The sequence below is a fragment of the Rhodovastum atsumiense genome (assembly GCF_937425535.1).
GTDB lineage: Bacteria > Pseudomonadota > Alphaproteobacteria > Acetobacterales > Acetobacteraceae > Rhodovastum > Rhodovastum atsumiense.
This window is the reverse complement of the sequence record NZ_OW485601.1, coordinates 4,958,284-4,976,610: the sequence shown is the minus strand read 5'-3', so window position 1 is coordinate 4,976,610 and position 18,327 is coordinate 4,958,284. Positions and strand designations below refer to the sequence as shown.

Annotated in this window: 18 protein-coding genes; 8 read left to right on the top strand and 10 right to left on the bottom strand. The window is 68.9% G+C overall.

Going from position 1 to position 18,327, the window contains the following annotated elements; translation table 11 throughout:
• Positions 1–40: 40 nt before the first annotated feature.
• The gene (locus NBY65_RS22430; RefSeq protein ID WP_150041605.1) at positions 41–2,104 is read left to right on the top strand and encodes a hybrid sensor histidine kinase/response regulator; all 2,064 of its coding nucleotides are present in this window, start codon (positions 41–43) and stop codon (positions 2,102–2,104) included.
• A gap of 20 nt (positions 2,105–2,124) precedes the next feature.
• On the opposite strand, the gene NBY65_RS22425 is transcribed toward NBY65_RS22430, so the two are convergent.
• Entirely contained in the window at positions 2,125–2,646 is a 522-nt protein-coding gene (locus NBY65_RS22425; protein WP_150041606.1) for a hypothetical protein, read from the bottom strand.
• 252 nt (positions 2,647–2,898) lie between these two features.
• Between NBY65_RS22425 and NBY65_RS22420 the strand changes: the two genes are divergently transcribed.
• Both NBY65_RS22420 and NBY65_RS22415 read left to right on the top strand, forming a co-directional pair.
• Positions 2,899–4,131 carry an ABC transporter substrate-binding protein gene (locus NBY65_RS22420; protein WP_150041607.1) on the top strand — a complete coding sequence of 411 codons (1,233 nt, stop codon included), beginning with the start codon at positions 2,899–2,901 and terminating at the stop codon, positions 4,129–4,131.
• A 478-nt stretch (positions 4,132–4,609) separates the two neighbouring features.
• The gene (locus NBY65_RS22415) at positions 4,610–6,247 is read left to right on the top strand and encodes an inorganic phosphate transporter (RefSeq protein ID WP_150041608.1); all 1,638 of its coding nucleotides are present in this window, start codon (positions 4,610–4,612) and stop codon (positions 6,245–6,247) included.
• Between the two features lie 193 nt (positions 6,248–6,440).
• Here the strand turns inward: NBY65_RS22415 and NBY65_RS22410 are convergent, their stop codons facing one another.
• The 4 genes from NBY65_RS22410 to NBY65_RS22395 form a co-directional block, all read right to left on the bottom strand.
• A complete protein-coding gene (locus tag NBY65_RS22410; protein WP_150041609.1) occupies positions 6,441–7,352 on the bottom strand; it encodes a TAXI family TRAP transporter solute-binding subunit in 912 nt (303 codons plus the stop codon).
• Positions 7,353–7,480: 128 nt separating this feature from the next.
• Positions 7,481–8,347: a flagellar motor stator protein MotA gene (gene motA / locus NBY65_RS22405; protein WP_150041610.1), complete on the bottom strand. Its 867-nt coding sequence runs from the start codon at positions 8,345–8,347 to the stop codon at positions 7,481–7,483.
• 21 nt (positions 8,348–8,368) lie between these two features.
• Complete coding sequence (locus NBY65_RS22400) at positions 8,369–9,412, bottom strand: flagellar motor protein MotB (protein ID WP_162530607.1); 1,044 nt, start codon at positions 9,410–9,412, stop codon at positions 8,369–8,371.
• Between the two features lie 484 nt (positions 9,413–9,896).
• Positions 9,897–10,283 carry a hypothetical protein gene (locus NBY65_RS22395; RefSeq protein WP_162530608.1) on the bottom strand — a complete coding sequence of 129 codons (387 nt, stop codon included), beginning with the start codon at positions 10,281–10,283 and terminating at the stop codon, positions 9,897–9,899.
• 318 nt (positions 10,284–10,601) lie between these two features.
• Here NBY65_RS22395 and NBY65_RS22390 point away from each other — a divergent pair, with 318 nt between their 5' ends.
• From NBY65_RS22390 to NBY65_RS22380, 3 genes are all read left to right on the top strand, one after another.
• Positions 10,602–11,450 carry an SDR family NAD(P)-dependent oxidoreductase gene (locus tag NBY65_RS22390; protein ID WP_162530609.1) on the top strand — a complete coding sequence of 283 codons (849 nt, stop codon included), beginning with the start codon at positions 10,602–10,604 and terminating at the stop codon, positions 11,448–11,450.
• Positions 11,451–11,553: 103 nt separating this feature from the next.
• Positions 11,554–12,453, top strand: coding sequence for a heme-dependent oxidative N-demethylase family protein (locus NBY65_RS22385; RefSeq protein ID WP_239002838.1), 900 nt, complete (start codon positions 11,554–11,556; stop codon positions 12,451–12,453).
• Positions 12,454–12,510: 57 nt separating this feature from the next.
• Positions 12,511–12,825, top strand: coding sequence for a DUF962 domain-containing protein (locus NBY65_RS22380; RefSeq protein WP_250265728.1), 315 nt, complete (start codon positions 12,511–12,513; stop codon positions 12,823–12,825).
• Between the two features lie 181 nt (positions 12,826–13,006).
• Here the strand turns inward: NBY65_RS22380 and NBY65_RS22375 are convergent, their stop codons facing one another.
• Positions 13,007–13,945, bottom strand: coding sequence for a 2-hydroxyacid dehydrogenase (locus NBY65_RS22375; protein WP_150043675.1), 939 nt, complete (start codon positions 13,943–13,945; stop codon positions 13,007–13,009).
• 226 nt (positions 13,946–14,171) lie between these two features.
• On the opposite strand from NBY65_RS22375, the gene NBY65_RS22370 reads away from it, so the two are divergent.
• A complete protein-coding gene (locus NBY65_RS22370; RefSeq protein ID WP_150043673.1) occupies positions 14,172–14,597 on the top strand; it encodes a CHRD domain-containing protein in 426 nt (141 codons plus the stop codon).
• Positions 14,598–14,659: 62 nt separating this feature from the next.
• On the opposite strand, the gene NBY65_RS22365 is transcribed toward NBY65_RS22370, so the two are convergent.
• Both NBY65_RS22365 and NBY65_RS22360 read right to left on the bottom strand, forming a co-directional pair.
• A complete protein-coding gene (locus NBY65_RS22365; protein WP_150043671.1) occupies positions 14,660–15,103 on the bottom strand; it encodes a DoxX family protein in 444 nt (147 codons plus the stop codon).
• Positions 15,103–15,930, bottom strand: coding sequence for a dioxygenase family protein (locus NBY65_RS22360; protein ID WP_150043669.1), 828 nt, complete (start codon positions 15,928–15,930; stop codon positions 15,103–15,105). The genes NBY65_RS22365 and NBY65_RS22360 overlap by 1 nt, the downstream gene beginning before the upstream one ends.
• A 125-nt stretch (positions 15,931–16,055) precedes the next feature.
• On the opposite strand from NBY65_RS22360, the gene NBY65_RS22355 reads away from it, so the two are divergent.
• On the top strand, positions 16,056–16,967 hold the full coding sequence (locus tag NBY65_RS22355) for a LysR family transcriptional regulator (protein ID WP_150043667.1): 912 nt from the start codon (positions 16,056–16,058) through the stop codon (positions 16,965–16,967).
• Positions 16,968–16,993: 26 nt separating this feature from the next.
• Here the strand turns inward: NBY65_RS22355 and NBY65_RS22350 are convergent, their stop codons facing one another.
• Positions 16,994–17,776, bottom strand: a complete 783-nt coding sequence (locus NBY65_RS22350; RefSeq protein WP_150043665.1) for an anti-sigma factor family protein — start codon at positions 17,774–17,776, stop codon at positions 16,994–16,996.
• Positions 17,773–18,285 carry a sigma-70 family RNA polymerase sigma factor gene (locus tag NBY65_RS22345; RefSeq protein WP_150043663.1) on the bottom strand — a complete coding sequence of 171 codons (513 nt, stop codon included), beginning with the start codon at positions 18,283–18,285 and terminating at the stop codon, positions 17,773–17,775. Before NBY65_RS22345 ends, NBY65_RS22350 begins: the two co-directional genes overlap by 4 nt.
• Positions 18,286–18,327: the final 42 nt, after the last annotated feature.

Here is an 18,327-nt window from a genome sequence, read left to right as displayed (position 1 = left end):
GGATGGCAGGAAGAACGCCGCCGCACGAGACGAGGAAGCCGTGGCCAAGGATGACGACCCCATCGCGCTGCGCGCCGAGATCGCCCGTCTGCGCGACGAGCTGGAACAGGCCCATACCGCAGCCGAGGACGCCGCCGAGGAAGCCGCCCGCACCGCCAGGGATCTGGAACGGGCGGAACGCGAACTGGCCAGGCACACCCACACCGGCCGGGAGATGGAGCAGGCCATGGCGCAGCTGCACGACCAGCTGCGGCATTCGGCGGCGGTGCAGCTCGAACTGCAGACCGACCAGGCCCGCAGCCTCACTGTCGAGGAGGAGCTGAACATCACCCTTGAGGAGATGCAGCTCGTCATCGCGGAGCTGGAGGCCGCCAACATCGCCTTGCGGGATGCGAACGCGCGGCTGGAGCGGCGGGTGACGGAACGCACCACCGCGCTGGCCACGGCCAATGCCGGGCTGGTGGAGGCACAGGCGCGGCTGTCGCTGGCGCTGCGGGCGGCCGAGGCGGGCATCTGGGACTGGAACATCGCCACTGGCCACATGATGTGGTCCGACGAGTACTGGAAACTGCACGGGTTGATGCCGGGCGAGGTCATACCCTCGCGCGAGAGTTGGCTCGCCACCATCCTGCCGGAAGACCGGGTGCTGGTGGAAGCAACGCTGCAGACCTGCCTGGAGCGTCACGTCCTCGACTTCACCATGGAATACCGCATCCGCCATCCCGGCACAGGGGTGCGCTGGCTGGCCGCGCGGGGCCGCTTCCTGTTCGACGAAACCGGGCAGCCGAGGCGGATGATCGGGCTGAGCATCGACACCACCGAGCGCAAGGAAGCGCTGCAGGTGCTGGATGCGCTGAACCACGAGCTGGCCGCCCGGGTGGAAGCCGAGGTGGCCGGCCGCGAAGCGGCGCAGCGTACCATGTTCGAGACCCAGAAGCTGGAGGCGCTGGGGCAGCTGACCGGCGGCGTGGCGCATGACTTCAACAACCTGATGACGGTGGTGATCAGCGCGCTGCACCTGCTCGGGCGCGAGCCGTTGAACGAGCGGCAGCAGCGGCTGCTGAGGCGCATCCAGCAGGCGAGCGCGCAAGGCGCGGAGCTGACGCGGCGGCTGCTGGCGTTCGGGCGCGGGCAGGACCTGCGGCCGGTGACGATCCCCCTGCCGACACACATGCAGGAGCTGCGGGAACTGCTTGTGCATTCCTTGCGCGAAAATATCGAGATTGCGGTGATCTGCCCGGAGGAAACCTGGCCGGTGCGCGCCGACCGCGGCGCGCTGGAACTGGCGTTGCTGAACCTCGCCGTGAACGCGCGCGACGCCATGCCGCAAGGGGGCAGCCTGACCCTCTCGGCGACCAACCGGCAGGTGCCGGCGGCGGAGGCGAAGCTGCTGGGCGTTCCGACGGGAGACTATGTCGAGCTGCGCATCACCGATACCGGGACCGGCATGCCGGAGGGGGTGCGTCAGCACGCCTTCGAACCTTTCTTCACCACCAAGGAACCCGGCAAGGGCACCGGGCTGGGGCTGGCGCAGGTCTACGGCTTCGCCCGGCAATCGGGCGGGCTGGCCCGCATCGAGACGCGGCCGGACGAAGGCACCTCGGTGATCCTGCTGCTGCCGCGCGCCACCGACCCGGCGCTGACCGAGGCATCGGCCGCGCCGGGGGGGGAGCCGGTGCTGGAGCCGGTCTCGGTGCTGGTGGTGGAGGACAATGCGGCGGTCGCCGAGAGCGTTACCGACATGCTGGGCGGCATGGGCCACAAGGTCGCCCGGGCCAGCGGCATGGAGCCGGCGCTGGAGATCCTGGCCTCGGAAGCGCCGATCGACGTGGTGCTGACCGACATCCTGCTGCCGAGCGGACGCAGCGGCGCCGACGTGGTGCGTGCGGTGCGGCGGTATCGCCCGCAGGTGCCGGTGGTGCTGACCACCGGCTATGGCGGCGAGGCCATCTCCGATCCCGACCTGATCGGCCTGCCAGTGGTGTGGAAGCCGTACGAGCCGAAGACGCTGGCGACGATGCTGGCCCGGGCGCTGCGGTCCCATCCGGCCGAGATCCAGGCCGCCGTGTCCAACGCCCCTCCCTGGGAAGCGCCGGTGGCCTGAGCGTTGTCGGGGGCTGCCCCCTATTGCTGCCCTTGCAGCTTGCGCTGCTGCGCTTCCCATTGCTGGCGCCGCCAGGCCGCGTCGTTCTGCTGCACCTGCTGGTGATAGCGCGCCAGGTTCTGGTCGTAGATCGCCTGGTTGCGCTGCACCTGTTCGCGGTAGCGCGCGGCATTTTCCTGCACCTGGCGCTGATACGCCGCCTGGTTTTGCTGCACCTGCTGGTTGTAGCGGGCCTGGTTCTGGTCGTAGGTCGTCTGGTTGCGCTGCAACTGTTGCTGATACTGGAAGCGGTTCTGCTCGACCTGCTGGCGGTATTGCTGGTCGGCGGGACCGCGTTGCCAGGCATTGCCTTCCCCGCCGCGATAGCGCCCGTACGGGGTGGGTTCGTACGCATAGGGCGGATAGGGACGGTAGCCACCGCCACCCACCGGACCGGTCCAATAGCCGCCGCCCCCGCCGTAAGGCACCGATTCCTGGTAGACATAGGGATAGGACTGACCCGTGTAGGCCGGGGCGCTTCCATAGTCACCCCAGGCAGCCACGGGGCCTGATGCCGGCAAATCCGCGCAGGCCCCCACGCCAACCGCAACAAAAGCCAACAACAGAGCGCGTCCGAGACTCATGACATCCTCCCATGCATCGCGGTGCATGGTTATTCTTGCACTTGATGACGGCGAATACGTGGCGACATCCACCACATTCATCAATAAATCGATATCGGGGACGCCGATGCAAAACCGCCATGGTTCGGCGGGCCGCTGGCCATCGGGTGCGACCGGGCGAATGGGCACGGGTTGACGCGCCCGCGTGGCAATGCCACCCAGCCGGACATGAACATCGCGCGGCGTTCCCTGCTCGGCGGGCTGCTGGCGGCCCCACTGTTTCCCCGTCCCCCGCTGGCGGCACCGCCGCTGTGGTTCAGCCAGATCGTCGAATTGTCCGGCCCCGCGGCCCGGATCGGCGATTCCTGGCGCAACGGCGTCGAGATGGCGGTGCAGGAGATCAACGCCGCCGGCGGCCTGCTCGGCCGCCCCCTGCAAATGAGCACCTTCGACAGCAGCGTCGGCCGCCCCGCGGTGCGGCGCGCGCTGGAAGGCGAGCCCCTGGCGTTGCTCGGGCCGGTGACACCGGAGGCGGTGGGATTGGCGGTGCCGATGGCCCGCGCGGCGGGGATCACGCATATCGTCGGCAGCGACAGCCCCGATCCGGCCGCGCCGGCGGGTGCGACCGTGGCAAGCAATACAGCGGTCGCGACCGCGACGGTCGCCACGGTGCCGGCGAGCAACGCGGCCCTGGGCGGCGGCATGCCGTTCCGCACCGCGCCGGGGACGGCGCTGCGCATGCGGCGGCTGGCGCGATGGCTGGCCGAGGACGCCGGCGTGCGACGGGTGGCGCTGGTCTGGAGCAACGGCTGGACCGGCCGCCACCGCCACGACGTGCTGCTGCGCGAATTGCGGGCCAACGGGATCGAGATCGCCTCCGACCAGGGCGTGGCGCCAGCCCCGACGGGGTTCGCCACGGAAACCGCCACGCTGGCGCGCAGCCCGGCCGAGGCCGCGGTGGTCCTGCTGCCCGAGGCCGAATGCGTGCGCTTCCTCAAGGAGGCAAGGCGCCAGGGGTTGCGCCTGCCCCTGGTCGGCGACACGACGTTGGCCGCCCCCCGCGTGCTGGCGCAGGCCGGGGCGGCGGCCGAGGGCGTGCGCTGCCACGTCACCTTCACGCCGGAAGCCTCCGAACTGGCGGCCTTCCGCGGGCGCTTCCTGGACCTGTTCAAGGAAGAGCCGGACGCGGTCGCGGCGAAGGGCTACACGGCGATAGGCTTGCTGGCGGCCGGTACCATGCGGCTGGGACGGGTGGACCGGTCCGGCCTGGCGGCGGCGCTGCGCGGCTTGTCGGTGCCGGCGGGAGCCGCGGCGATGATGCTCGATTCGCGCTGGAACGCGATGGGGGAAATGGACCGGGCCAGCTTCCTGGTGGAAGTGCGGCAGGGACGGCCCGTGGTGCTGCGGAGCTTTGCACCGGAGTGACGACGACAGCCTGACGAGCTGACCGGTCTGGGGGCCTGGCGGTCCGACGCGACAGGACGCAATCGCCCCTGGGGCGGGACGCACCATGGCACAACCACATGCAGAAACGATCCAGGCAGATCATTTGAATTCACTAAAAACGATATAAAAAATGAAAGCATAAGCATTATACGCGAACATGATCAGCACAAATTCAAACTGAAAAGAAATTCCTTCTTATTTTTGCGCACATATATTGTCGCGCATGATTTAACATTATAGTTTCGACCAAGAATCTCTCTCAACTATTTGTTTGAGATTATTTTTTCAGTGATATTCTACCTATGGTTAATATTATGCCTGTGCCTGTCATAAATAAATAGCAATTCTCACCCAATCCGCGCTTTTGGGCAGCGTTATCCTGACATTCGCAACTTTCCGTCCACCCCGGCCCCGACCATCCTTCGGGATGGCCCGTTCCACGCAAGGCGAGAAAGCCATGTCGGATCTTTCAACCGTAGCCCCATCAGCACCGGGCATTGCGACCATCGCCGCCCCCAGGCCGGACCTGGATCGCAGGCTGCATGGCTCGACTCCGTTCATCTTCGGGCTGCTGCTGGTCAGCGGCATCGGCTACGCCGTGTACGGCCTGATCAGCGACATGAACAATGTCGGCCAGGAGCCGCTCGCCATCGGCGCCTTCGTGCTGCTGGGCATCGCCCTGCTGATCGCGCTCGGCTTCGAGTTCGTGAACGGCTTCCACGATACCGCCAATGCCGTCGCCACGGTGATCTACACCCACTCCATGCCACCGGTGGTCGCGGTGATCTGGTCGGGGTGCTTCAACTTCCTCGGCGTGATCCTCTCCAGCGGCGCGGTCGCCTACAGCATGGTCACGCTGCTGCCGGTGGAACTGATCCTGCAGGTCGGCAGCGAGGCCGGGTACTCGATGATCTTCGCCCTGCTGCTCGCGGCGATCATCTGGAATCTCGGCACCTGGGCGATGGGAATCCCGAACAGTTCGTCGCATGCCCTGATCGGGTCGATCATCGGCGTCGGCCTCGCCAACCAGATGATGGCGCCCGCCGACCAGGCAACCTCCGGCGTCGACTGGGCCCAGGCCACCGGCGTGTTCAAGGCCCTGGCCTTCAGCCCGCTCTGCGGCTTTGTCGTCGCCGCCCTGCTGCTGCTGGTGATGAAGCTGGTGGTGCGCAACCGCAAGCTCTACCAGGCCCCGGAAGACAACCGCCCGCCACCGCTGTGGATCCGCTCCCTGCTGATCCTGACCTGCACCAGCGTTTCCTTCGCTCATGGCGGCAATGACGGTCAGAAGGGCATGGGCCTGATCATGCTGATCCTGATCGGCGCCGTGCCCACCGCCTTCGCGCTCAACCGCACCATGCCGGACAGTTCCACGCCGACCTATATCCAGATCTCGCACGAGGCGCAGGCGATCTTCCAGGCCCGCGCCGCCACCCTCACGCCGCCGCCGGCCGACACGGCCCGCAGGGTCGTGGGCGACGCGCTGAAGGCACGCCGGCTCAACCAACCGGAGGTGTTCGCGGCCCTCGCCGCCCTGTCGGGCGACATCGCCGAGAACGTGCGGAACTACGGGGCGATCCGGCACGTGTCGGCGGCAGCCACGCCGAACATGCGCAACGACATGTACCTCGTGGCCGATGCGGTGCGGCTGCTGCCCAAGGAAGACGTGACGCTCTCCGCCGCGGAAGCAGGGACGCTGAACGCGTATCGCACCGCGCTGAACGAAGGCACGCGCTTCATCCCGGGCTGGGTGAAGGTCTCGGTGGCCATCGCGCTCGGGCTCGGCACCATGGTCGGCTGGAAGCGCATCGTCGTCACCGTGGGCGAACGGATCGGCAAGCAGCATTTGACCTACGCCCAGGGCGCCTCGGCCGAGCTGGTCGCGGCCGGGACCATCGGCATGGCCGAGGTCTGGGGGCTGCCAGTCTCGACCACCCACATCCTCTCCAGCGGCGTCGCCGGCACCATGGCGGCGAACGGCTCCGGGCTGCAGATGGCGACCGTGCGCAACATCGCCGCGGCCTGGGTGCTGACGCTGCCGGCGGCCATGGCCCTGGCCGGCGGACTCTACGTCATCCTGCGCAACGTCTTCTGAGCCTGGGGCCGCGCTGGCGGGGTTTCACCCCGCACCCGACGAGGGCTTCGCCCTGGACCGACCAAGGGCTTCGCCCTTGGAACCCATGACTCTTGTGCCGCGCAGCGCGAATGGGCTTGGGCCGCGAAGCGGACCAAGGGGCCGGCCCTTGGTGGGTCAAGGGCGAAGCCCTTGTCTTCCCTATGACCTCGCCTTACTTCGCCTCGACCTTGTTCTTGATCGCCGGCACCGCGTTGTTCACCGCCCGCAGCAGCGCATTGTACGCCTGCCCGTTCGCGTCGATGAAAGCGGTGCTGGCCACGAACACCGCGTCGACGGCGATGGTATCGACGCTGCTGCCGAACATCGACGACGGCTGCAGCCCGCCGGGATAGGTGCCGCCCGGGATGGTGGCCTTGCTGTAGATCTGCCGCCCCTTGGGGTCCTTGAGCTTCGGCAGGTCGCTGTCATCGGCGGCGATCAGCACCAGCTTCCCCTTGCTGTTCAGCGCCACCTGGTTCGCTTCATTGATCTGCGGGCTCTTGAGGCCGGTGACGAACAACAGGCAGGCCGCCTGGGAACCTTCCTGCACCATGTTGACGGCGCGCAGCCCGCCCACTGGCAGCGTCGGGATCGGGTCATAGCGCTTCGGGTCGGCGAGCCGGAAGCTCTCCCATGTGGTGGAAGTGCCGCCGCCGAGCGGGCCGATGAGGATGGTGTGCTGCCGGGTCAGTTGCGTGATCTTGGACAGGCCCGCCTGGGAATTGCAGATGAAATGCAGGTATTCCTGATAGAGAACCCGGCTTTTCTCGATGTTCAGCGCCGAGCGGGAATTCTGCTTGAGATAGACCCCATAGGCATCGCTCTGCACGATGGCGGCGTCGCATTCCCCTTTGTCGAGCCGGGCGAGATTGTCCAGCGATCCCTGGGTCTGCACCAGCGTGACGTTCAGCACGCCCTTTGCCTGCTGCGCGATCTGGATGCCGGAGAAATCATAGTTTCCGTCCTGCGGCCCCGTGCACAATTTGACGCTGGGCAGCGCCGCTTCCGGCTTCTGCGCCAGGGCCAGCGACGGCAGGCTTGCCAGCACGGCGAGGATCCCAAGCAGACTGACGCGGCGGGTCATGCGTTCGTTCTCCGGCAGCTTCGATGGGGCGGTCTAACACGCGCGCGCCCCATGCAACCGGCATCTCCGCACTCATGTGCGTGAGCTGACCGTTTTCTGAACGACCCTATGCCATGGGGTTTCTTACCTTACCCGATCTTCAGGTTGCGGATCGCCGTCTCCAGTTCCTGGAAGCTCGGCATATGCTCGTTCGGGGCCATCTTCCGTCCGGTCTCGACACTGACCTGCGGCACGTTGCCATGCAGATGCGCGACCAGGACGGCCCGGATCACCTCGAAGAACTTGCTTTCTTCCTCCACCACGCCCTTCAGCCGGCTGGCGCAGGGGCCGGCCAGGCCATAGGACAACAGCACGCCCAGGAACGTGCCCACCAGCGCACCGCCGATCATCGCGCCCAGCACCGCCGGCGGCTCGTTGATGTGCGACATCGTCTTGATCACGCCCAGCACCGCGGCGACGATCCCAAGCGCCGGCAGCGCATCGGCTACGATCTGGATGGCATGCGCCGGATGCAGTTCCTCCTGCAGCTGCTTCTTCAGCTCGCGCGCCATCACGTCCTCGATCTGGTGCGGGTCGTCGACATTCATACCGATCATGCGCAGATAATCGCAGATGATCGAGCAGACCTGGGAGTTCGCCAGGATGCGGGGGAAGTGCCGGAACGCGGCACTCTCCGCGGGCTTTTCGATATGCGGCTCCAGCGCGATCGCACCCTTGGTGTTGGCCAGCCGGGTGAAGAAGAACAGCAGGCTCAGCAGATCGATGTAATCGGATTTCCGGTAGGCCGCCCCTTTCACCACCCGGCCGAGGCCGGACAGGGTGTGCCGCACATGGTGGAGGCTGTTGGCCATCAGGAAGGTTGCGATGGCCGCGCCACCGATGGTCAGCATCTCGAACGGAAGCGCCTCGAGCAATGGCCCCAGGGTACCGCCGGCGGCCAGATAGCCGCCGAACACGCTCATGAGCAGGAAAACGAGACCACCGATCGTCAGCATGAGTTTGCCTGTAAACTGAAGTCAGTATTTCGGCGTACCGCGCAGCACCACGATGGCGATGCGACGATTGGCGGCGGCGTGGGGATTGGCCGGCAGCAGCGGATCACGATCGGCATTGCCGGTGACGCTGCGGAACCGCGTGTCCTGCAGCCCGGCTTCCACCAGCAGCCGGCGCGTCGCATTGGCGCGGTCCGCCGAGAGCTCCCAGTTGCTGCGATCGCCGCCACGATAGGGCGTGGCATCGGTGTGGCCCGCCAGCGAAATCGGTTCCGGCAACCGCGCCAGCACCGGCACGACCTTCTCGAGCAGCCGCCGGGCGCGTTCGTTCAGCACCGCCGAGCCGGTAGCGAACATCGGCAGGCGATCCTCGTCGAGGATCTGAATGCGCAGCCCTTCCGGGGTTTCATCAATGGCGATCTGGCGCGCCAGCTCGTTCAGCGCCGGATCGGAGCGAACGGCGGCACGGATCTGCTCGGCCGCCCGAGCGAAGGTGTCACGCTCGCGCATCGCCTGTTCGCGCATCGCTTGTTCGCGTGCTGTCTGCTCGCGGGGGTCCTGTTCGGCACGCCCCGCTTCGGCCGGCAGCAACATCGCCTGCAGCGGAACCGGCTCCCGCGCCAGGGCACGCCCGGACGCATCGAACCTGGCCGGTGCCGCATCGCTCGCACCCGGCCCCGCGACCTTGCCAGGGCCGCTGCCGGCGTCGGCCGTGCGCCGCAGAGTGCGGGATTGCTGCGAGGACTCGGCGTCCTCTTCCTCCTCGGGCTCGGGTGGCGCGATGGCATCGGCCGGCATGATGCTCATGGTGCCGCGGTCGGAGACCAGTTCCCCCTCGTCGTACGGGGTCTTGCCACCGAGCGGCATGTCCTTGCCGGACTTCATGCTGCCAATCGTGGAACTGGCCGAGAAATAATCGGCAAGTCCACGCTTCTGTTCCTCGGACGTGGAGTTCAGCAGCCACATCAGCAGGAAGAAGACCATCATGGCCGTGACGAAGTCGGCATAGGCAACCTTCCAGGCCCCGCCGTGATGCGCCTCGCCGCCACTCTCCTCGTGCCGAATCACGATCCTGGCGGATTTCTCGCCTGATCGCTTGCCCCTGGCAATCATCTCGCCACCGTCCGAATGCAGGAAAGCAAATATGTCGGAAACGTATTAATATCTGGTAAAAATCAGCGATGGGACCACCGCAGCAACACGCGCTCTGATCGAAGCGGGCCACGGCCCACGCTGTCAGCCTCGCCTGTCGGCGGAAGTGTCAGGCAAGGACACCGGGTGACCACAGGTGGCGAGGACGAATTCCCAGGCGGCCCGGTTGCCCTGGCAGCATCCGGATGATCATTCCAGCATCGGCACGGTATCCGACACTCATCAGCGCTTGCGCCTGCCCGTCACGCAACGGCGCAAGGAGCACAGACCGTTCAGGCCCGGTCCGGACACAATCCCGGACACCATCCCCCACACACACGTTATGGCGCCGCGGACAGCAATGCCCAGCGGAGCCCGTGCCGAAGTCCTGTGCGGAAGCCGGAGCGGCCGGGGGGAAACTCTAGTCCCGGGTCACCGGCGCGGCCTGAACCGGCGCGGCTTTGGCGGTGTGTGCCTGGCGCCGCACATCCGCCGCGCGGTTGCCGATCACGGTGCGCAGGGTCAGCCCAAGCAGGAAATCGGCGAGGCCGAAGACCGCGCCGATGATGCGGGGATGTCGATTTCGGCCGATCAGGACAACCTCGTAGAGGACATACAGAAGATAAGCCGCGAAGGCGGTGCCGACCAATCGGATTGTCAGGATCAGGATCGCGCTGGTACCGGCATCGAGGTTGAGGGTATGGAGAAAGTGCTGCGCCGACGTAAGAAATCCATTCATAGGCTTCTCCGCCTCGGATTGAGATCGGTCGGAGATGCCGCGCGGCCATGCCCTCGGCACCGGCGCCATCGACAACCTTATTGCCCTAAGCTCTCGCGTGCCGGGTTCGTTCCCGCCGTCCGGCTTCCATCACGCCGTATTGGCCGCCACCGCCCCTTGCGAACGGCGCCATCACGGGCAAATAACGGCGGCCATCTCCGGCGGCAGGCAGGCCCGTTCGCCTTGCCGGGACAGGACATCCCACCACCAGCTCGGAACAGGAACGGGCCGATACGACAACGCCTTGATGACGGCGCGCACGCATCCATCTGCCTGTGCGATGCCGACCACGCCACCGCGTGGCAGGCGGAAGGCACCTGTGCCGTGCCAACAGGATGGAGGAAGCCAATGACGCTGCAAGGCAAGACCGTGCTGGTGACCGGGGCGACGTCCGGCATTGGGCGCTGGACCGTGCTGGGACTGGCGCAGGCAGGGGCGCGGGTACTGGCGCATGGACGTGATCCGGCCCGCGGCGAGGCCCTGCGGCGCTTCGTCACCGCCCAGGTGCCGGCGGCCCGGTTGGACCTGCTGCAGGCCGACCTGTCCTTGCTGTCGGAGGTGCGGCGCCTCGCCGACGAAGCGCGCGCGCTGGCGCCGGCGCTCGACATCCTGGTCAACAACGCCGGGGCAATGACGAAGACGCGCGAAGTCACCGCCGAGGGACACGAGCGCATCCTCGCGGTCAACCACCTCGCTCCCTTCGTGCTCACCCAGGCCCTGCTGCCGGCGCTGGAGGCGGCGGCGCCGGGGGCGCGCATCGTCAATGTCGGCTCGGCCGCTTCCGACAACGCGACGATCCGGCCGGACGACCTGGAATCCACGCGTGCCTGGCGGCTCATGCCGGTGTACGGGCAGTCCAAACTGGCGCTGATGATCTGCAGCTTCGAACTGGCGCGGCGGCTGGGCGGACGCGGCATCACCGTCAACGTGGTGCATCCCGGCGTGGTGGCCACGCGCATCGGCGACCTGGGCGGCGGCTTCGGGCTGCTGTGGGGCCTGGCCAAGCCGTTCCTGCTGAGCGAGGAACGCGGGGCGGAAACGACGTTGCGCGTCGCCATCGATCCGAAACTTGCCGATGTGACCGGCCGGTTCTTCAAGAAGGGCGTGCCGGTCGCGCCGAACCGGCTGGCGCTGGACCAGACCCTCGCCGGCCGGGTCTGGACGGCAACCGAGCGACTGGTCAGCCCACCGGCCTGATCCCCCCTCGCCCTCCGGCATGTCCGGCCGTCACGGGACCATCGCCCCACACGCGACATCGCAGGGGTTCTTTCGCGCCGGCACCGCATGGTACTTTCACGCCATGGACCTGCCCGAGCCGACCATTCCGTTGCCCTTCGAAACCGGCCCCTACCGCATGCAGATGGGCCTGCAGGCACGCGCCCCCGCCGAGATGATCGAGATCGACGCCCTCTATCCCGGGCAGATGGCGGAGCGCCGGGAGCTGCTGACGCGCCGCCACGCCGAGGTGTTCGCCGCCTGCCCCGGCTCCGAGGCAGCCCGGGCAGAGGTGCTGGAGCGGCTGGCCGGGCTGTTGCCGGCACGCTTTCCCGACTGGTTCGAACAGAGCGGCAGCGTGCTGCGCAACCAACTAACCGGCGAGGCATGGGACCTCAACCGGCTGCCGCACGACCCGCTGGAGGTGGCGGGACGGCTGGTGCAGGAGGATCTGTGCGTGCTGCAGCCCGGCCCGGAAGGACCGGTCCTGGCAGCCGCCGTGCTGTGCTTCCCGACCGGCTGGCGCCTCGCCGACAAGATCGGGCGCCCCCTGCGCGAGGTGCACGCGCCGGTGCCGCTCTATGCCGAGCGGCTGGGACAGCCGGTTGACCGCCTGTTGGCTCAGTTGCGCTCCGGCCACCTGGTGGAGCGGCTGAACTGGTCGGTGGTGGACGATCCCGCCCTGTTCCAGCCCGGCGGCAAGGCGCAGGAGAACAGCGCCCCCTGGATCACGGCGGCCAATGCCGGGGCGGCGCTGTGGCTGCGCACGGAACGGCAGACGCTCTCGGCGCTGCCACGCAGCGGCGGGGTGCTGTTCACCATCCGCGTGCGCGTGCACCCGCTGGCACGGATCTGCTCCCGGCCGGAGATCGCGGCCCGCCTGGGCGATGCGGTGCGGGCGCTGCCCGAGGAGATGCAACACTACAAGAAGCTGGTGCCATTCCGCGACGCGCTGCTCGGCTATCTCGACGCCCGCAGCCACTGAGGCGGGAAACCGCCGCAGGACCGCGGCGTTGCCGGCCGGCGGCATGGATGTCCCGGCATGACCTATGCGCAATTCTGGCACCGCTACCTGTGCGCACACAGCCGGCCGCTCACGCGCCGGCTGCACTACCTGGGCACCGCCCTCGCCCTGCTCTGCCTGCTGGCCTTCGCCGCCACTCTGGACTGGCCCTGGCTGGTGGCAGCGCCCCTGATCGGGTACGGCTTCGCCTGGAGTTCACACGCTCTGGTCGAGGGCAACCGGCCGGAAACCTTCGGCCACCCGGTCTGGTCGCTGGCCAGCGATGTCCGCATGCTGGCGCTCGCCCTGGGCGGGCGGTTGCGGCCGCACCTGGACGCCGCTGGCGTGGAATGATCCGGGGCGCTGCCCCGGATCATTCCACGCCAGGAGGCTCCGCCTCCTGGACCTCCGCCAAGGGCCGGAGGCCCTTGGATCCCAGGAACCAAACGAATGGGGTGCAGGGGCCTTGTGGCCCCTGCCGGGTCCAGGGCAGAGCCCTGGCAGGGCCGGGGCAGGGCCGGGGCAGCGCCCCGGATCACACCACGGCCGTCGGCGGCTCCCGCCCCGCGAAGTAGGCGGCGAGATTGGCAAGCACCAGTTCCCCCATGGCGAACCGTGTCTCCACGGTGGCGCTGGCACGGTGCGGCTGCAGCACCACGTTGTCCATGCGCCAGAGCACTTCCGGCACGCGGGGTTCATCGGCGAACACGTCGAGGCCGGCGCCGCCGAGCCGGCCTTCGGCCAGGGCCGCGACCAGCGCGGGTTCGTCCACCACGCTGCCGCGGGCGATATTGACCAGCGTGCCGTCCGGGCCGAGCGCGTTCAGCACCGCCTCGTTCACCAGGCCGCGCGACTGCGGTCCGCCGGCGGCGGCGATCAGCAGCACGTCGGAGGCGGCGGCGAGCGCCTGCGGCGTCGGCTCGAAGCGGTACGGCACGTCGTCGAAGGCGCGCAGGTCAGTATAGGCGATGCTCATGCCGAACGCCTCGGCGCGGCGGGCGACGGCGCGGCCGATCCGCCCGAGCCCGATGATGCCGAGCCGCTTGCCGCTGACGCGGCGGGCGAGCGGCAGCTTGCCGCCCAACCACTTACCCGCGCGCACGAAGCGGTCGCCGGTAGCGATCTGGCGCAGGGAAGTGATCATCAGGCCGATCGCCATATCGGCGACGTCGTCGGTCAGCACGTCGGGCGTGGTGGTGACGCGGATGCCACGGCTGCGGGCGTGATCGAGATCGACCGCGTCGGTGCCGATGCCGTTGATGGCGATGATGCCGAGCTGCGGCAGCAGATCCACGGTTTCGCGGCTGATGCCGCTGCCGCCGCCGGTGACGACGGCGCGGATGACGGGGGCGATGGCGGCGACGAAGCCCGCCTTGTCCTGGGCCTGGTACAGCCGGTGCACCTGGAAGGCCTCGTCAAGCCGGGCCTCGATGGACGCCATCATCGGTTCGATCAGCAGGAGGTCGGGCTTCACGGATTCTCTCCTTTCGGTACGACGGGCGCGGCGGCCCCGGCCCCAGGTGGACACGCCGCGGGGCCGTTGCGCCATCCGTGACAACGCAGATGCCCGTGCCGCGGCTGCCGGGCGGGCGCGGTGCCAACGCGGCCGATCCTCCGTGCGTTGTGCGTGCGGCCGCGCAACAGGCCGGCCATGCCTGCCCGCAGAAGGGCGGGACCGTGAAACACAGGGAGAGGACGCCATGCCGCAACCGAAGCTGCTTGCCGCCGCCATCGCCGCGACGCTGCTGTGTGCCGGCGCGCAGGCCGAGACGATCCGCTTCAACACCACCATGAATGGCCAGGCCGAGGTGCCGCCCAAGGCCGGCAGCGGTGCCGGAACGGTGCAGGCCACCCTGGATACCGCGACCCACCGGCTCGACTACACGGCGACGTGGTCCGGCCTGTCCGGGCCGGCGACCGCGGCGCATTTCCATGGCCCGGCCGGGCCCGAGGCGAATGCGGGAGTTGTGGTGCCCTGGGGGGCCAATCCGACCAGCCCCTTCACCGGCAACGCGACCCTGACCGAGCCGCAACAGGCGGACCTGCTGGCGGGACGGTGGTACGCCAATGTCCACACCGCGCAGAACCCGGCCGGTGAAATCCGTGGCCAGATGACGCGGCAGTAGCACGGCATCCCCGCGGGGATGATATCGCCCGGCGAAAGGTCCGACTTTCGCCGGGCATCGGCTCAGGCGGCGCCGCGCCGCAGGGCGCCGTGCACGGCCTGTCCCTGCCTCCCCCTGATGGCATCGAGGCTCCAGGCGCCGGCGCCGGCCACGCTCAGGTAGAGGAACACGAAGCAGTAGAGGATCGCCGCGTCGCCCCCGTTCAGCGCGGGGAAGAGGCTCTTCGGCGCATGCACGAGGAAATAGGCGACGGCCATCTGCCCGGAGAGCAGGAAGGCCACGGGACGGGTGAACAGCCCGGCCAGCAGCAGCAGACCGCCACCCAGCTCCAGCACCCCGGCGAACCAGAACAGCGAGAACAGCTCCGGCCCCGCGCCGCCGGCGCGCGCGGGGAAGCCGAACAGTTTCTGCGTGCCGTGCTCGAGGAAGATCAGCGCCGCGACGATGCGGAGCACGCCGAGCAGGCGCGGCCCCCAGGTGAGGGCGAAGGTCCGGGTTTCAGGCATCATATTTCCCCTTGGGGCTGGTTGAACGGGTGTGCCGGAACCTCCGCCGCGTCCTGGAAGCCGTAGACATCCATCCGCAGCACGCCATGGGTGGTGCTGGCGTGCAGGTGCCGCGCACGGGCCGCTTCCCCGGCGGCGCCGAGCGCCACGAACAGCGGCAACAGGTGTTCCTCGGTGGGATGGTTGCGTTCGGCGAAGGGAGCAAGCCGCCGGTAGGCCAGCAGGTCGTCGGTCCGCCCCTCGGCCAGCGCGGCGGCGCACCAGTCGGCGAAGGCGTCCACCCAGGCCGGCGCCGGGTCGTCGAGGCCATGGCCGCGCAACGCGCCGAGGTTATGGGTGAGGCTGCCGCTGCCGATGACGAGAACGCCCTCCGCGCGCAACGGTGCCAGGGCCTGGCCGAGCCGCAGGTGATGCACCGGACCGAGTTGCGGCTGCACCGAAACCTGCAGCACCGGAATGTCGGCCAGCGGATACATCAGCAGCAGCGGCACCCAGGCGCCGTGATCGAGCCCACGGCCGGTGTCGATGTCGGTGGCAAAGCCGGCGCCGCGCAGCCGCGCCGCGACCTGCCCGGCGAGCTCCGGGGCGCCGGGGGCGGGATAGCGCAGCTCGTAAAGTGCCGGCGGGAAGCCGAAGAAATCGTGGATCGTGGCGTTGGCGGCGACGGCGTTGACGGCCGGCCGGGCGGTCTCCCAGTGCGCCGAGGCGACCAGGATGGCCCGCGGCCGCTCCAGCCCGGCGCCGAGCTGCTGCAGGAAACCGCGTGCCGGCGCCGTGGTCAGCGGCAACATCGGCGAACCGTGCGAGAGGAACAGGCTGGGCAGCATGGCAGGGCTCCGGGCAGCGCCGGGGCGGAAAGCCGCCCCCGGTCTTCGCCTGAAATGGGGGCAAGCCTGGTTGAAACCATGCGGCTTTCGTCGGAGGCTTCGATACCAAAGGTATCGGAGCCAGCATGGATCGGTTCGCCGAACTGTCCGCTTTCGTGCGCACCGTCGAGCGCGGCAGCCAGACCGCGGCCGCGCGGGACCTCGGCGTCACCCCCGCGATGGTCGGCCGCTACGTGCAGTCGCTGGAGGACCGGCTCGGCACGAGGCTGCTGCACCGCACGACCCAGCGGCAAAGCCTGACCGAGGCGGGGATGGCGTTCTACCCGCGCGCCCTCGCCGTGCTGGAGCAGTTGGAGGCGGCGGAGCAGGTGGCGGCGGCCGGACAGGCCGAGCCGCGTGGGGTGCTGCGGGTGAACGGCCCGATGGCCTTCGGCGTCCGCCATCTCGCCGCCGCGGTGGCGGCGTTCTGCGAACTGCATCCACAGCTCTCCGTCGATCTGGCCCTGAACGACCGCGTCGTCGACCTGGTCGAGGAAGGCTTCGACGTGGCGCTGCGCATCGGCCGGCTGGCGGACTCAAGCCTGGTCGCCCGGCGGCTGGCGGCCTGCCGGGTCCTGGCCTGCGCCGCGCCCGCCTACCTGGCGCGGCACGGCACGCCGCGGCGGCCGGAGGACCTGCGCGGGCACAACTGCCTGATCTACGCCTATGCGCGCCACGGCCGCGTCCGGGTGTTCCATGGCCCGCACGGCGCGGTGGAGCTGCGGCTGTCCGGCAGCATCACCGCCAACAGCGGCGAGGCCCTGCTCGCCGCCGCGCTGGCGGGGCACGGCATCGTCATCGAGCCGACCTTCATCGTCGGCGAGGCCCTGCGCGAGGGGCGGCTGGTGCGGCTGCTGCCCGACTGGCGGTTCGAGGAGCTGGCGCTGCACGCCGTCTATCCCTCGGCGCGCCACCTCTCGCCGAAGGTGCGCAGCTTCGTCGATTTCCTGGTGGCCCGCTTCCGTGACCCGCCGCCCTGGGAGCGCGACCTCGAATGATCGCCCCCCCTGGCCCGTGGCGGCGCTCAGTCAGGGGCGCGGAGCGAAGCCCTGACCCGGTCGGCGAGTTCGTCGAGGGTCTCGTCCGGCAGGGCGCCGGCAACAGCGTAGCCGAGGCCGCTTTCGATCCAGGCGCAGACGCTGACCCGTCCGCTCCGGTCCTCCCGCGGGGGAGCGCGAAGTTCGGGCGCCATTGGCCGCAGCAGCACCGAGGCACGCTGCCCCTGCCTGTCGGCATAGACGAACAGCGCCGCCGCGCCGCCGCGCTCCGTCGCCAGCAGGCGGCCGCCCAGCAACGCATAGCCGGCCGCCATCAGGTCCGGGACCGCCAGGGGACGCTTCAGCCGGTTCGACAGCCACTGCGCCAGGTCGTCACGCGCATCGGCGTCGAGCTCGACAGGGCGCCGTGGATCGACCGCATAGACGGCGTGACTGGCGAGCGCCTGCTCGGTCAGCAGGATCATGGCGCGGTCGGTGCGGCTGACCGGCGGACCACCGCGCGCCAACCAGCCGGCCGCGCCGCCGACGCCCAGGCTGAGCAGGATCGCCGCCGCGGTGCGCCACAGGGTCCGGCGCCGTGTCATGCGGGCTTCCAGCAGACGCAGCAGGTTCAGCCGCGGGGGCAATGGCGCCGTGCCGCCGGGCGCAAACGCCGTCCGCAGCGCCTGCCGCTGGGCCGCATAGTCCCTCATCCGTGCCGCCACCTCGGCATGCCCGGCCAGGTAGCGCGCGACATCTTCCCGACGGGCCGGGTCGAGCGCGTCATCGACATAGGCCTGCAGGTCGTCCTCGGTCACCGGGCGGCTCACTTGACCCTCCTCAGCGCCGAAGGCGGTTCGCTTCCGGTCATCTGGCGGAGCTGTTCGCGCCCGCGCGACAGGCGCGACATCACGGTGCCGATGGGAATGCCGAGTACCGTCGCGGTTTCCGCGTAGCTGAGATCCTCGACGGAGACGAGATACAGCACCTGTCGCTGTTCCAGGGGCAGGCGTTCGAAGGCGCGCATGGTCTCCTTGCAGTGCAGGTCGGTCTCCTGCGTCGGCTGGCTGCCTGGCTGCACGTCGTCGGCCTGCTCCGCCGGCACGATGTTGCCGCGTACCCTGGCCCGGCGCAGCCAGCTGACATGGAGGTTGTGCATGATGGTAAACAGCCAGGGGCGGATCGGCACATCGGCACGCAGTCCGTGCATATGGTCCAGCGCGCGCACCAGCACGTCGTGCACCAGGTCGTCTGCGTCCTGGGAATTGCGCAGCAGCGCGCGCGCGTAACGGCGCAGGGCGGGAATCGATGCCTCGATGCTGGCGAGCAGGTCCGGCATGCGGATCAGCCTCCCCGGGGCGGTCGCGTCGCGCCCATTGCC

Excerpts from the sequence above, each read along its gene's own strand:
- NBY65_RS22360 (WP_150043669.1), bottom strand. The coding sequence starts at position 15,930 with ATGCTGCCCAGCCTGTTCCTCTCGCACGGTTCGCCGATGTTGCCGCTG.
- NBY65_RS22385 (WP_239002838.1), top strand. The coding sequence starts at position 11,554 with ATGGACCTGCCCGAGCCGACCATTCCGTTGCCCTTCGAAACCGGCCCC.
- NBY65_RS22410 (WP_150041609.1), bottom strand. The coding sequence starts at position 7,352 with ATGACCCGCCGCGTCAGTCTGCTTGGGATCCTCGCCGTGCTGGCAAGC.
- NBY65_RS22370 (WP_150043673.1), top strand. The coding sequence starts at position 14,172 with ATGCCGCAACCGAAGCTGCTTGCCGCCGCCATCGCCGCGACGCTGCTG.
- NBY65_RS22390 (WP_162530609.1), top strand. The coding sequence starts at position 10,602 with ATGACGCTGCAAGGCAAGACCGTGCTGGTGACCGGGGCGACGTCCGGC.
- NBY65_RS22380 (WP_250265728.1), top strand. The coding sequence starts at position 12,511 with ATGACCTATGCGCAATTCTGGCACCGCTACCTGTGCGCACACAGCCGG.
- motA (WP_150041610.1), bottom strand. The coding sequence starts at position 8,347 with ATGCTGACGATCGGTGGTCTCGTTTTCCTGCTCATGAGCGTGTTCGGC.
- NBY65_RS22395 (WP_162530608.1), bottom strand. The coding sequence starts at position 10,283 with ATGGCGCCGGTGCCGAGGGCATGGCCGCGCGGCATCTCCGACCGATCT.
- NBY65_RS22415 (WP_150041608.1), top strand. The coding sequence starts at position 4,610 with ATGTCGGATCTTTCAACCGTAGCCCCATCAGCACCGGGCATTGCGACC.
- NBY65_RS22365 (WP_150043671.1), bottom strand. The coding sequence starts at position 15,103 with ATGCCTGAAACCCGGACCTTCGCCCTCACCTGGGGGCCGCGCCTGCTC.
- NBY65_RS22355 (WP_150043667.1), top strand. The coding sequence starts at position 16,056 with ATGGATCGGTTCGCCGAACTGTCCGCTTTCGTGCGCACCGTCGAGCGC.
- NBY65_RS22345 (WP_150043663.1), bottom strand. The coding sequence starts at position 18,285 with ATGCCGGACCTGCTCGCCAGCATCGAGGCATCGATTCCCGCCCTGCGC.